The 12,605-nt window shown below is 50.5% G+C and carries 12 protein-coding genes; 8 read left to right on the forward strand and 4 right to left on the reverse strand.

From position 1 onward, the window contains the following. Positions 1–105 precede the first annotated feature (105 nt). Positions 106–1,677 (forward strand): HAMP domain-containing sensor histidine kinase, encoded by a 1,572-nt coding sequence (locus tag H6F91_RS28540; RefSeq protein WP_347280019.1) that lies wholly within the window; start codon positions 106–108, stop codon positions 1,675–1,677. Positions 1,678–1,796: 119 nt separating this feature from the next. On the opposite strand, the gene H6F91_RS27535 is transcribed toward H6F91_RS28540, so the two are convergent. Together H6F91_RS27535 and hisF are read right to left on the reverse strand one after the other, a co-directional pair. Beyond that, positions 1,797–2,120 carry a hypothetical protein gene (locus tag H6F91_RS27535; RefSeq protein WP_199307719.1) on the reverse strand — a complete coding sequence of 108 codons (324 nt, stop codon included), beginning with the start codon at positions 2,118–2,120 and terminating at the stop codon, positions 1,797–1,799. Between the two features lie 262 nt (positions 2,121–2,382). Next, positions 2,383–3,150, reverse strand: a complete 768-nt coding sequence (gene hisF, locus H6F91_RS09050; RefSeq protein ID WP_190771157.1) for an imidazole glycerol phosphate synthase subunit HisF — start codon at positions 3,148–3,150, stop codon at positions 2,383–2,385. A gap of 158 nt (positions 3,151–3,308) precedes the next feature. Between hisF and H6F91_RS09055 the strand changes: the two genes are divergently transcribed. From H6F91_RS09055 to H6F91_RS09070, 4 genes are all read left to right on the forward strand, one after another. Next, the gene (locus H6F91_RS09055) at positions 3,309–3,503 is read left to right on the forward strand and encodes a DUF2862 domain-containing protein (RefSeq protein ID WP_190771182.1); all 195 of its coding nucleotides are present in this window, start codon (positions 3,309–3,311) and stop codon (positions 3,501–3,503) included. 91 nt (positions 3,504–3,594) lie between these two features. After that, entirely contained in the window at positions 3,595–4,692 is a 1,098-nt protein-coding gene (locus H6F91_RS09060) for an ArsA family ATPase (RefSeq protein ID WP_190771158.1), read from the forward strand. 399 nt (positions 4,693–5,091) lie between these two features. Beyond that, the gene (locus H6F91_RS09065) at positions 5,092–5,883 is read left to right on the forward strand and encodes a Crp/Fnr family transcriptional regulator (RefSeq protein WP_190771159.1); all 792 of its coding nucleotides are present in this window, start codon (positions 5,092–5,094) and stop codon (positions 5,881–5,883) included. Between the two features lie 7 nt (positions 5,884–5,890). After that, positions 5,891–6,706, forward strand: a complete 816-nt coding sequence (locus H6F91_RS09070) for a pentapeptide repeat-containing protein (RefSeq protein WP_190771160.1) — start codon at positions 5,891–5,893, stop codon at positions 6,704–6,706. 221 nt (positions 6,707–6,927) lie between these two features. On the opposite strand, the gene H6F91_RS27865 is transcribed toward H6F91_RS09070, so the two are convergent. Both H6F91_RS27865 and H6F91_RS09080 read right to left on the reverse strand, forming a co-directional pair. Beyond that, entirely contained in the window at positions 6,928–7,779 is an 852-nt protein-coding gene (locus H6F91_RS27865; protein ID WP_190771161.1) for a sterol desaturase family protein, read from the reverse strand. Positions 7,780–8,144: 365 nt separating this feature from the next. Beyond that, positions 8,145–8,513 carry a four-helix bundle copper-binding protein gene (locus tag H6F91_RS09080; RefSeq protein ID WP_190771162.1) on the reverse strand — a complete coding sequence of 123 codons (369 nt, stop codon included), beginning with the start codon at positions 8,511–8,513 and terminating at the stop codon, positions 8,145–8,147. 160 nt (positions 8,514–8,673) lie between these two features. Between H6F91_RS09080 and H6F91_RS09085 the strand changes: the two genes are divergently transcribed. The 3 genes from H6F91_RS09085 to H6F91_RS09095 all read left to right on the forward strand — a co-directional run bounded on the left by H6F91_RS09085 (position 8,674) and on the right by H6F91_RS09095 (position 11,833). After that, complete coding sequence (locus H6F91_RS09085) at positions 8,674–8,868, forward strand: heavy-metal-associated domain-containing protein (protein WP_190771163.1); 195 nt, start codon at positions 8,674–8,676, stop codon at positions 8,866–8,868. An 89-nt stretch (positions 8,869–8,957) separates the two neighbouring features. After that, positions 8,958–11,210, forward strand: coding sequence for a heavy metal translocating P-type ATPase (locus H6F91_RS09090; RefSeq protein WP_190771164.1), 2,253 nt, complete (start codon positions 8,958–8,960; stop codon positions 11,208–11,210). Between the two features lie 80 nt (positions 11,211–11,290). Beyond that, entirely contained in the window at positions 11,291–11,833 is a 543-nt protein-coding gene (locus tag H6F91_RS09095) for a cupredoxin domain-containing protein (RefSeq protein ID WP_190789297.1), read from the forward strand. Positions 11,834–12,605 lie beyond the last annotated feature (772 nt).

The following is a 12,605-nucleotide window of genomic DNA, read 5'->3' on the forward strand; positions in this document are numbered from 1 at the left end:
ATGTGGAGTACAGGGTATACTGCCTTCAATAATTAATCGCGTATTAATTTAAGGTTTGTACTCCACCACTATCCATTCGGAGCCGTGGCCGAGGAAAGGTAGGACGTGAAGCAATGGTATTTGCCCACATTAAGTGAGGTCGTCAGCCAGGATGAACCTCTGTTTCAGCCGCAGCGGTCGGCAGCACAGCATCGTGTCCGCGCCGAGCGAGAGTGGGCCGGGGCGATCGCCGCGCTGAATTTGCTACTGCATCGTGATTTAGAACTTGGGAAACTATCGGAATCGGGCATTATCCTGTCAGGCCCGGTTCCTGTATTGGGCCAACAGGAGTTGCAGCGGGCGATCGCTACCTGGACGTTTACTGCCAGCCCGCTGTGGAGTAACACCTGGATGCCGTTTCGGTTACTGCCCTCTGCAGACCGAGAAAAGCTAGATTCTACAAAGACGGCCACTGTACCGTTAATCCCCAGTGATCCTTTAAGTAACGAACAGTTTTGTCTGGTGATAACCCCTGCCTTGAGCTTGGTGATGGTGCTGGGCGAAACGACAGATAAAGTTCCGGCATTTCTATGTTCCTTTGACCCAGAGGTGATTACCCGTTCCTGGCAAGCGCTACGCATCCGTCTGTTATTAACAGGCTCTTCTTCCTTGAAGAAGATGGAACGCTTGATGGAATCTGCCAATCTGGCCCAACCCGACTATCGTAGGGTTGCAGAGTTTAATCGACTCATGCTGGCGCTTCTGCCAGAACCTATGGAACTGGAAGAGGGTTCGGCCCGCATTTCCGATCGCTTCCGGTTGTCTGAAGCTTCGACTGACTCTAGCCTGAAGGAGGACCCTGGTGTTAATGGCTCTTCCAATGGCCATGGTGCCAAGAACGGGAAGAGTATAAAACCAGAGACTGCTCAACCTTCTCTGGAGGAAGCGTTAACCCAGTCTGAGAGTTTTGATACAGAGTTGTTGCAGGCGATCGCCCATGAGGTTCGCACGCCCCTCACCACGATTCGTACCCTGACACGCTTGCTGCTGAAGCGTAAAGACCTCAGCCCAGATGTATTAAAACGGCTGTCAGTCATTGACCAGGAATGTACCGAGCAGATTGATCGGTTTAATCTCATTTTCCGGGCCGTGGAGTTGCAACAGACTCGCAGCGATCGCCCCCTGACTCCTTTGGCTCCCATTTCATTGACCCAGCTCTTTCAGCAGCATGTTCCCCGCTGGCAGCAGTTGGCGAGTCAGCGCAACCTGTCATTGGACGTGGTGTTACCTCAGAAGTTACCGATGGTTGTTACTGATCCCACCATGTTGGATCAGGTGTTGACGGGACTGCTCGATCGCATTACGCAAACGTTGCCGCCTTCTAGCCATATTCAGGTTGATGTGACATTAGCTGGGCACCAGCTCAAACTCCAGTTTCAATCCCACGTGCAGGAGGAAGCTGCAACCAGCAGTCATCGTTTTGGGGCAAATCAACCGATGACGCCTCTGAAATCTTTGGGGCAACTGCTGATGTTCCAGCCTGAGACAGGTAGCTTAAGCCTGAACCTGGCGGTGACCAAAAATCTATTCCAGGCCTTAGGTGGTAAGCTCATTGTGCGGCAACGTCCTCATCAAGGAGAGGTATTAACGATTTTCTTGCCCCTTGAAACGCGGCCTGTGGATGAGGGGGAAAAATAGATTTGCGGCAGGTGAGCAGAGCTTCAATTGAATATCCATAAAAAGAAGGAAGCAGTGCAAAGAGCTGCTTCCTTCTTTTTATGGATATTCAATTGAGTTGAAGTGAGCCTTAATGTTGGTTATGAGCCTGAGTTTGCGATGGAGATGGGGGGAGAGAGGAGAGTGGAGCGATCGCCCAAACGCTCCTCGATGACCAGCTCATCCGGGAAAACAAAGCCTGTGTATTCGTAATACTGTTCATTGAGTTCCGCGCGTAGAGCCATTTGATCCATGTAACCGACGAAATGACCCATTAAAAAGTAAACACCGACCAGAGCAGCAGCGGCAACAGACACGAGGAACCCTGCCAGCATTAGAGAAAATTCACGATGATCCATGGCCTGCTGCATCAGATGCAGCGCCCAAGCCACGAGAACAACGACCACCAGCAGGATAAAAATCATTCTAAAGATCAGTTACTTATCTTAATATTTAGTATTGTAACAGTTCCTTAGAAGAGTGTCCTCTACTGTATTGGTAATTTTTTAGTGAGGCGGAGCTGAACCCACGAAACTTGTATAACCTTCGCTTGCTGGATAGGACAAGTTGATTTTTGAAAAGCCGCATTCTGTGGGGCTTTTCAAAAATCAATTTCTTTTAACAGCTAGTTTTTCATATGCTTTGTGTACGAAAAACCAACCTTGCCAGCGATCTCTACACCGTACTCTAGTTCCGCATGGGGATCTGATGATCCACCAGGTAGGACTTGATCTCAGCGACCGTCAGTTGGCCGTAGTGCAGCAGTGACGCGAGTAGGGCGGCCTCTGCTTTGCCGTCCGTGAGGGCCTCATAAATGTGCTGGCACGTGCCGGCTCCCCCAGAGGCAATGACGGGAATTTGGACTTGGTCGGCGATCGCCCGTGTCAGTTCCAGGTCATACCCGGCTTGCGTACCATCCGCATCCATGCTGGTCACTAATAGTTCTCCTGCACCTCGCTGCTCGACCTCCTTGGCCCATTTCAGAGCATCAATGCCAGTGTTCTCGCGGCCACCCCGGACGTACACATCCCAGCCCGGGTTCTCGGGGTCTTCGCGGCGACGGGCATCGATAGCGACGACAATGCACTGGTTGCCGAAGCGATCGCTGGCCTGATTAATGAAATCGGGATCACGCACAGCTGAAGAGTTAATGCTGACCTTGTCGGCCCCGGCGCGTAGCAACTTTTTGATGGTATCTAAGGAGCTGATGCCGCCGCCTACCGTGAGGGGAATGAAGACCTGTTCGGCGGTGCGGTAAACCACGTCGTAGATGATGTCACGATCTTCGTGGGTGGCTGTAATGTCGAGGAAGACAAGCTCGTCGGCTCCGGCTTCGTTATAAACCTGTGCCAGCTCCACGGGATCTCCAGCGTCCCGTAGATTGACGAAATTCACCCCTTTCACAACACGCCCTGCTTTCACATCCAGACAGGGAAGAATTCGTTTAGCTAACATGGTCTGCTTTGCCGTGGTTACCGTCTTTGACAACTTACATACTACAACTCTGTCATCTGTCAGGAGTTAGTCATTCTTGAAAGCCCCTTGAAAAACCCATGGATGAAAGCCGATACGCTGATACACTGACTAATGTTTGTTCGTTGGTTGTAACGGAGATGCAAGTCGGTCAACAAGTGCGGGTAAGGCGGTTACGGGATCGGGCCAGCCAGGCAGTCATCAATCATTTGGGGCAGACGGGTGTAATCGAAGGCTTCAAAATGACAGATGGCAGTGGCATTGGCATCATTGTAAAGTTTGAGGATAACTTCTCAAGCTGGTTCTTTGAGGATGAGTTGGAGTTTATGAGCTAGGCTCATAAATTTGGCGCGATCGCCCTGTTTCCTTCTGCACCCTCATCCCAGGTTGAGCATCTAGCAGCATCCATTATCAGGACAACATGGCATGAGTTTGATTCTGACGTTTTTGGGAAAAGGCGGTACAGGACGGACGACGGTGGCGATCGCCGCTGCTCATAAATTGGCAGCCCAGGGTAAACGGGTTCTGCTAGCGACTCAAGATCCGTCTCCTGCCTTTGGCGTGTTGCTGGGTACTGCGGTTGGTGCAGAGCCGGTGAATATTGCGCCGAATCTAAAGGCGTTGCAATTGCAATCCACCGCCTTGCTGGAGCGTTCCTGGGATGAGTTAAAGCAGCAGGAAGCCCGGTATGTGCGCAGCCCCTTTCTAAAGGGGGTTTACGCTCAGGAGTTGGGCATTTTGCCGGGGATGGATTCGGCCTTGGCGTTAAACGCTCTGCGCGAGTTTGATGCCAGCGGTAATTACGACGTTGTGGTCTACGACGGAGCGGGGGACCAGAACACACTCCGGATGTTAGGGACACCGGAAATTGCCACCTGGTACGTGCGGAGGTTTCGCACTGTACTGACAGAATCAGACTTCTATAAAACGTTGTCGCCGTTCATTCAACCCGTTTCCAGTGCGGTGCTGAATGTAAACTGGTCAGGAGATTTGTTCTCCAACGCCGAAGCGACACAAGTGGGCAATATTTTGGAGCAGGGGAAGGCCGCCGTTACTGACCCTAAGCGCATGCTGGCTTATCTGGTAACCACAGAGGATGAAGCGGCGATCGCAACAGCCAAGTATCTCTGGGGGGCGGCCCAGCAAATCGGGCTAACGGTTGGGGGCGTAGTGCTTAACCAATCCAACAATGCAGGTGTGATCTCATCAGCCTTTGAACCGCTCTCTGTCAGTGCGCTTCCCAACTACCCTGGCCAGGACTGGCAGCCTCTGGCAAATGCTCTACCCGATTTAACAGATGGAACAGGGGTACCGAAAGCGATCGCCGTTAACGTATCTGAACGCAAAGTTGCTCTGTTTCTCCCAGGCTTCGACAAATCTCAGGTCAAACTTACCCAATATGGCCCGGAGGTAACGGTAGAAGCGGGAGATCAGCGCCACAACCTGGCTCTGCCTCCGGAACTGAAAGGTAAACAAGTAACAGGGGCCAAGTTTCAGGACGGCTATCTGATCATCTCGTTTTAGGGCCTGCTTTAAGAGTTGTTTTTTCGTGCGAAGCGTACAAAAAATAACCCTTTCAGCAAGTTTTAAAACGTGTCCTTAGCGCTACCTGATTTACTCAAAAACGGGTGTGGTCTTTTCCAGATAGCCGGGCTCTGCCTGAGATTCTGGAAATACGGCACCCGTTTTTTAGTTAACCCAAACTTAATCAGAAAATGGGTATGCCGGACGCAATTCTACACACCCATCTCCTATCCAACCGAGCGGGTGAAAAGCTATAAGCCAGCCAAAGCTGGTGGCAGAATTTGCGGTGGTCGGTGAAACTAATGCAATCTCATTACGAAAGAGATACATTTTTATGTGTTTATGCCTTGAAAGTATATCCGCTTACAATAAGAGTGAGAACAGCTAAGAGCACAAGACATGGCTAAAACAGCCAAGCACTCTGAACAACTTGACCTGATTCAAACCCTTGCCCAGGAGAACTATCTCTTTCGGGGGCTAGACACCAGTTGGCTCAGTAGCCGTATTGAACTGGACCATGTCAGTCATGAGAAGCTGTATTCTAGTCGCCCCATTTACACAGCGTTTCAGCCTGATATTTCCCTGGAATATCTCTACGTGGTTCTGGCGGGAGGGCCTGTGTTGGTGCGGAGTACCCCGCTGGATCGGGTGATTGCCATGACCTATCCCGGCAGCTGTTTTGGAATGCGTAACTTACCCCTAAGTTGGGGGCAGGCGTGCCGCTCCTTTCCCAGTCTTGTAGAGGCCTACAAAACTACAACGGTCGTCAAAATTCCTCTCCCCAATATTCGGTTGCTTTATGAAGACAGCACCGTTTTTCGAGAGCGTTATACTGTGCTGTTTGAGCTACGGGAGAAGTTTCAATACCATCTGCTCAATTGCAGCACCTATCCGCCTCAGGCGGTAGCGTCTCTGCTGCGAGCACTGGTTTATCAAGAGCGGACTCTGGGTAGTCAGCCCCAGGGGGATGGCACGTTTGCCTTTGATTTGCCCATCGACATCATTGCCCATGCGTGTCAATTGAATGCCCGTACCGTTGAGCAGGTGCTGAAGGGTATGACGCAGGTGGGGTTGCTGAAAAAGCAGAAATCTTCAGATTCAGGTGACCTGGTTCAGGTGGAAGATCCTGAGGGCTTGAAGGAAGTTTATAGCGCAACTCGCGATAAGGTGTCCTGGTGGCCCCTGCGCTAAAGCCTCTATGCGATCGCCCCCAGAGTTGAACTTTCAGAATCGTGACCTGCGCGACCGCTCCTTCCGCAACCGCATCCTTGATCACGCCGACTTCAGCGGTTCAGATTTGCGGGGTTGTGATTTCAGCGAGGCTTCACTACAAGGAGCTTGCTTCAATGGAGCAACCCTGGGCTGGACACCCCGGCAGCTTTTTCGGCTGCTGTGGGTCATACCTCCCATCCTCTTGCTGGCTGATGCCGTGACTCGCCTCATGTTTGGTGCTTTGGGGCGTACCCCGGCTGAAAATGGCTGGTTCTTTGTCTTGGTGCTGTATAGCAGCTTGGCGATCGCAGGACTGGGAACGGTTCCGCCTCCCAAATCGCGGCTTCGTCTGCGTCGCTTCTGGCAGGGATTGGTCGGCCTTTGGTTTGGTGCGCTTCCTGGCTTTTGCTATGCCGGTATCTGGACGAATAATGACTCACGTTGGGCGATCGCGGGGGCGGTTTTAGGGGGAATTGTAGCCCTCTTGCTCAGTTTGACGACCCGTGGCCCCGTCCGGTGGGCGGCGTTTTTCAGTATGAGTCTGATCGCTGCCTATGGATTTGCGCTCTTGATGGGGGCCTGGGCGATCGCCTTTTTTGCAGTTGCTGAGCTCCTGCCGGGGCTATCAATGGCTTTATCAACTGTGTTGTACTTGCTTCTGACATTACAGGGCGGGTGGCTGGTTTATCGATGTGTCCGTCTAGCTGTGGGCACCTGTTTTCACAAAGCTAATTTAAAGGATGCTACATTTACCGGTGTGAAGCTTGAGGCTGGGAATTTTGATAGTCTTCAATTCTTCTAAATGAGCTTGTAACCTAAATTGGCTACTCAACCAGATGTCTTATGAAACCTGAGTTGGGGTTCAGGGTGTTTTCGAGTGTTGTGCAACGCGCGACACTCGAAAACATCCATTTTGACGTACGGGGCGCGCACGCCAAAATGGGCACTTTAGGTGACTGGATATGAAATGTGGGCAACCCTCTGGATGCCCATATTCTTGACAGCTCTTTAGTTGAGTTGAAATTATGATTCTTTTTCCAGGAGTTGTTTATTCGCTTTGTGGTTTTGCCAGAGGGTTTTCCAGTAGTGGATTGGATACAGCATTTGGCCAATAAAGTTTTCTGTCATGGTTTCACCATCGATGCCAAACTCGCGAGGCTGCTTGTCGAGGGGAAGATAGAAGGTGCCAAAGATAACGTCAAAAATGGGGAATAGACCGGCGTAGTTTTTGCCCCAGGCTCTTCTATCCATCTCGTGATGCCAACGATGAAAGGCAGGACTCGCAAGAATATGGCGAAATGGCCCATAATGCCAGGGCACGTTGGCATGAATGAAGGCGATATAGCTGGATAGGATGGGTGAATATAAATCAGCCGCTAGAGGTGAAAAGCCGAGCAACATAATGGGTACAGCTTTCAGCCCTTTTGAAAACATGTCATTGAAGGGGTGAACACGAACGGCTGATAACCAATCAAGAGTTTCTGCACTGTGGTGAACGGCGTGATAGCCCCACAGGACAGGCATGCGGTGGTTAATGCGGTGAGTCCAATACCCAATGAAATCACCAATGAAAATAACAATTAAACCTTGCTGCCAAAGTGGAATTTTGGCGATCGGCCCGTAGCCTGCCAGAATGCTGTTGAGTTCCAGGGGTCTGCCGATCAGCAGGTAGAAAGGCAGAAGTAGAATGGCAGCGGTGGCGATCGCTAGTATCTGGCTTACCATTGGGGTGACAAACCAGTAGAGAATATCGGTTCCTAGACCGCGTCGCAATCTAGGTTGGTTGGGAATGCTGGGCCAGAAACGCTCAAGAATGCCAAAGACAATAGTAAGAATACAAAATAAGACAAACGTTCTAATGAATCTGTCTTCCACAAATCAAACCCTCCAGGAATAACACGATGAAGTAGATATCTGAATGAGTCAGCTATCTTATTTCCTTACAAATGGGTGTGCTGAAACATTCTACAAAGTATCTTCCCGTATTTAATTCAACGATGTTTGTAGGAGCGTTAATTTACATGCGAGAAGTCCCTAGAAAATTAACTCATTCGTAAGCAAAAGATTTTGTTTCCTGTAATGCACCTTGGTACAAGACTCAAAAATTAACCCTCTAAAACTCCTCATTGTTCAGTGGCTTGAGATCACAAAAAACTAAGGGTTGTTGATTCAAGTGCGAAGCACCCAAATAAACAACCCTTTTAAACATTTCTTGTGATATTTGAATTCGGCCTGTTGCCTCACGTGTGAGCCATTGCCATGCGGCGACAACTTTCTGCACAATGGCGGCACATTTCAGCGCAGGCCTTCATTTGAATGTCGTCGGACATGCGATCGCAATCCTGGGCGCAGCGCTCGCATACATCGGCGCAGGCTCCACAGAAACGGCTGTGCAGGTCGGAGTTGCGCAGCATAAAGTTAGCGCTCGTTTGGCAACTTTCTGCACAATCCATCATCAAACGAATATGGTTAGGCTCGGAATGGTGGCCGCCCTGTTGCAAACAGTAGGTAATGGTGTTTAAGCAGATGCTGTGACAATCCAAACAATTTTGGATGCACTGCAACATTTCATCGTTGAGCTGATTGAGAGACAGATCTTGAATCGGCATGGTGCTTCTCCAGGGAGAGTGCTTCTACGTTTCACCCTCAGCCTAGGGAAATGGAAAGGCGATCTCCTCTAACTATTGAAAGAAATGCACATACCCCCTTGACTCTCTAGTGGGCTGGAGACTGCACCATGAAATCACACTCACCTGAGAGAACAAAATTATGACGTTTCAACTAACTGTTCCAACCATGTCCTGCTCAGCCTGCGGTGAAACCATTACAGAAGCGATTCGAGCGATTGATCCTACTGCTGTAGTTCAAGCCGAACCAAAAACGAAGCAAGTCACGGTAGACACGCAAGCAACGATCTCGGCAGTAAAACAGGCGATTGTTAATGCCGGTTATAGAGTCGCTTGAGCACAGGCTAACAACATTAATTCATGCCAGAAGTGCACAAAACATAGACGTTTCTAACCTTTTTCACGTTGCTTCTGAGGAGAAGCTCAATGGAAAATACAACCTTAAAACTGCGCGGTATGAGCTGTGCGGCCTGTGCCAACACGATTGAAGACGCCATTCGTTCTGTACCTGGTGTAGAAACATGCAGTGTAAACTTTGGTGCAGAGCAAGCAACCGTTACTTATGATGCTCATGCAACAGATGTCGCCAGAATTCAAAATGCTGTCGATGCAGCTGGTTATACTGCACTTCCCATAGGGGATGATGTGCTGGCCTCTGACAATGATGCAGAACGGCAGGAACGGGCGCGTGAACAACGCCAACTTCTGCGTCGGGTTTGGCTGAGTGGTGCCATCAGCGCTTTGCTCGTAGTGGGTTCTTTACCGGCTATGACCGGTGTAGCTATCCCCTTTATTCCCATGGTGTTGCACCATCCGGTTTTGCAACTGGTCTTAACGGCTCCGGTACTTTTATGGGCGGGTCAGTCTTTCTTTATTAACGCCTGGAAAGCGTTAAAGCGGCACACCGCAACGATGGATACATTGGTCGCAGTGGGAACAGGTACAGCTTACCTTTATTCCCTGTTTCCTACCGTTTTCCCGGGATGGTTCATCGAGCAGGGATTGAGCCCAGATGTTTACTTCGAAGCGGCTTCTGTCATCATCGCCCTGCTGTTACTGGGACGGATGTTGGAAAACCGTGCCAAAGGGCAAACCTCTGAAGCGATTCGTAAGCTCATGGGGTTACAAGCCAAAACCGCACGTGTCATCCGCGATGGTCGAGAGTTAGATGTGCCCCTGGCAAGCGTGACTTTGGGCGACATCATTCTGGTACGGCCTGGGGAGAAGATTCCGGTGGATGGCGACGTGGTGGATGGTTCTTCTACCGTGGATGAAGCTATGGTGACCGGGGAAAGTGTTCCTGTCAAAAAGCAACCCGGTGATGAAGTGATCGGAGCCACACTCAATAAAACGGGTAGCTTCAAGTTCCGGGCCACTCGCGTCGGTAAAGATACCTTCCTGGCACAAATCGTCAAGCTGGTGCAGCAGGCTCAGGGTTCAAAAGCTCCCATTCAGCGATTGGCGGATCAGGTGACGGGGTGGTTTGTGCCTGTTGTGATAGCGATCGCCATCCTCACCTTTATCTTCTGGTACAACATCATGGGTAACGTGCCCATGGCGTTGATCAGTACGGTGGGGGTGTTGATTATTGCTTGTCCCTGTGCTCTGGGACTGGCGACCCCAACCTCCATCATGGTGGGTACTGGCAAAGGAGCCGAGAACGGTATTTTGATCAAAGGGGCCGATAGGCTGGAACTGGCACACCAACTGCAAACCGTTGTTCTCGACAAAACGGGCACAATTACCCAGGGTAAGCCTACCGTCACCGATTTTGTAACGGTTAAGGGTACGCATGATGAACTTGAATTGTTAGGCTTAGCGGCCTCTCTGGAGCGCCATTCAGAACACCCCCTGGCGGAAGCGGTGGTGCATTACGCGCAAACTCAGTGGGCAGAATTGAGCCATGTAGAACAGTTTGAGGCGATCGCTGGAAGTGGGGTTCAGGGCTATGTGGGCGATCGCTGGGTGCAGATCGGCACCCATCGTTGGATGAACGAGCAGGGCATGAATACCCGTGCTTTAGAACAATCGGGGGAACGGTTAGAATGCCTGGGCCATACCGTGATCTGGATTGCTGTAGATGGGCAAATTGAAGCGATTATGGGCATTACTGATGCTGTCAAACCCTCGTCTATAAAAGCGATTCGGGCTTTGCAACGGATGGGTTTAGAGGTGGTCATGCTGACGGGAGATAACCAGCGCACTGCCAATGCGATCGCTCATGCGGTGGGCATCCAGCGGATTTTTGCGGAAGTCCGCCCCGACCAGAAAGCGGCGACGATTGAAGCAATTCAGGCAGAAGGGCGAGTGGTTGCGATGGTGGGAGATGGCATTAACGATGCTCCGGCATTGGCTCAGGCAGATGTGGGAATTGCGATTGGAACGGGAACCGATGTGGCGATCGCTGCTAGTGACATCACCCTTATTTCAGGCGATTTGCAAGGTATTGTCACAGCGATTCAACTCAGTCGTGCCACCATTCGGAATATTCGTCAAAATCTGTTCTTCGCGTTCATCTACAACGCGGCCGGGATTCCGATTGCCGCCGGTCTTCTCTATCCCGTGTTTGGTTGGGTGCTTAGCCCCGTTATCGCAGGGGCCGCGATGGCTTTCAGTTCGGTTTCCGTGATCACCAATGCATTGCGGCTACGCAACTTCAGGCCCAAGGCACTCGGTTAGCTAATTGTCATCAGGGCGGATTGAACTCCCATGAAATCTGCCCTGGCTCATTTCATTCCCAATTTTGAGGAGACACAATTATGTTTTGCAAAGCCACATTCTTCGCAACATTGGCCGGCTTTGGATTTCTGTTAGGTGTGTTATCGAGTTCACTGTCTGGAGCGTTAGCAAGTGAACCGCACACCGAATCGCACACGGCTTCCCCTGCGGAAACCACCGTTCGCCGTATCGATCAACCTCTTACAAGCAAGGTCGCTGTAACGCTAGGAGGACTGGGGCTGATTGGTTTGGAATTGTGGTGGTTCCTGGGGACTAAAACGAAGTTACGGAAAGCAGTGGCAACAGGTGGCATTCAGGAAATCACCGTTACCGTGGATGGAGGCTATGAACCCAGCCGCATTGTTGTTCAAGCGGGTCAGCCTGTACGTCTTAACTTTGATCGGAAAGACCCCAGCGGTTGTTTGGAATCTGTACGGTTTCCTGATTTTCATGTTGCTCAGGACTTGGCGCTTAACAAAGTTACCCCGATTGAATTCACCCCCGATAAACCCGGCACCTATGCCTTCACGTGCGGTATGAATATGTTTCGAGGATCGGTCGAGGTACAGGCAGCAGGCACCTGAAAACGGTGTGGCCCTGCACGCTTTTTGGGGCGATCGCCCTTTCATCGCCTTGAAGCATCAATTGGGCATAGGAGTGTCATGACCACTGCTGACGGCGTATTGTGGGCCAAAGGTTAAAGGGCGGGTATCCTAAGGAAGCATTTGCAGTGGGCAGCAAAGGTTATGGATATTTGAGTTGCCCAGGGTGCTTTCTAATAAACCTCCGTTTGGAATAAGCTAAAGCGCCCGTTTTGTGTGTGCTCAATGCGCATAAAATGGGCGTTTTCAAGTGCTACGCAACCCTCAGCACTTAATCCAAACTTAATGCAAATGTTTAGCAACGGATTATCCATTTGGTGATAAGTTTATTCACGCTGGTGGGCTCTTTTCAAGAAGCACATGTGTATATCAGCTTGATACTTCTGAGAATATTCCAGTAATACTTCTAACGCTTTGTCAGAACACTAGTGAGGATTTTTAGAAGCTAATTGAATGTAAATCCGGTCATCATCGCCTTAATCCCAGGTTTTCTACAGATATTCAAAGAATTTCATGTAGTCTTGCACAGGAACAGTATGAGCTTGGAGCATGGCCCGCATGTCAGACGCTAATGGTTCGGGGAAGCAGTAAAATCCTCATCGGGTTGGTAAACTAGCCGATTTTGGTCACGTCGCCTAAAGTATGCGGGGTTTGGGCAGATACGAAATATGCACACTCAACGAAAGGGAATCTTGCGGAATGGCTATGGCCTGGCTTACGGCCTTTGGCTACTGCCAAAATATTTTCTGGACAC

This window comes from Leptolyngbya sp. FACHB-8 (assembly GCF_014695575.1).
GTDB lineage: Bacteria > Cyanobacteriota > Cyanobacteriia > Elainellales > Elainellaceae > Vacuolonema.

Excerpts from the sequence above, each read along its gene's own strand:
- H6F91_RS27535 (WP_199307719.1), bottom strand. The coding sequence starts at position 2,120 with ATGATTTTTATCCTGCTGGTGGTCGTTGTTCTCGTGGCTTGGGCGCTG.
- hisF (WP_190771157.1), bottom strand. The coding sequence starts at position 3,150 with ATGTTAGCTAAACGAATTCTTCCCTGTCTGGATGTGAAAGCAGGGCGT.
- H6F91_RS09055 (WP_190771182.1), top strand. The coding sequence starts at position 3,309 with ATGCAAGTCGGTCAACAAGTGCGGGTAAGGCGGTTACGGGATCGGGCC.
- H6F91_RS09060 (WP_190771158.1), top strand. The coding sequence starts at position 3,595 with ATGAGTTTGATTCTGACGTTTTTGGGAAAAGGCGGTACAGGACGGACG.
- H6F91_RS09065 (WP_190771159.1), top strand. The coding sequence starts at position 5,092 with ATGGCTAAAACAGCCAAGCACTCTGAACAACTTGACCTGATTCAAACC.
- H6F91_RS09070 (WP_190771160.1), top strand. The coding sequence starts at position 5,891 with ATGCGATCGCCCCCAGAGTTGAACTTTCAGAATCGTGACCTGCGCGAC.
- H6F91_RS09080 (WP_190771162.1), bottom strand. The coding sequence starts at position 8,513 with ATGCCGATTCAAGATCTGTCTCTCAATCAGCTCAACGATGAAATGTTG.
- H6F91_RS09085 (WP_190771163.1), top strand. The coding sequence starts at position 8,674 with ATGACGTTTCAACTAACTGTTCCAACCATGTCCTGCTCAGCCTGCGGT.
- H6F91_RS09090 (WP_190771164.1), top strand. The coding sequence starts at position 8,958 with ATGGAAAATACAACCTTAAAACTGCGCGGTATGAGCTGTGCGGCCTGT.
- H6F91_RS09095 (WP_190789297.1), top strand. The coding sequence starts at position 11,291 with ATGTTTTGCAAAGCCACATTCTTCGCAACATTGGCCGGCTTTGGATTT.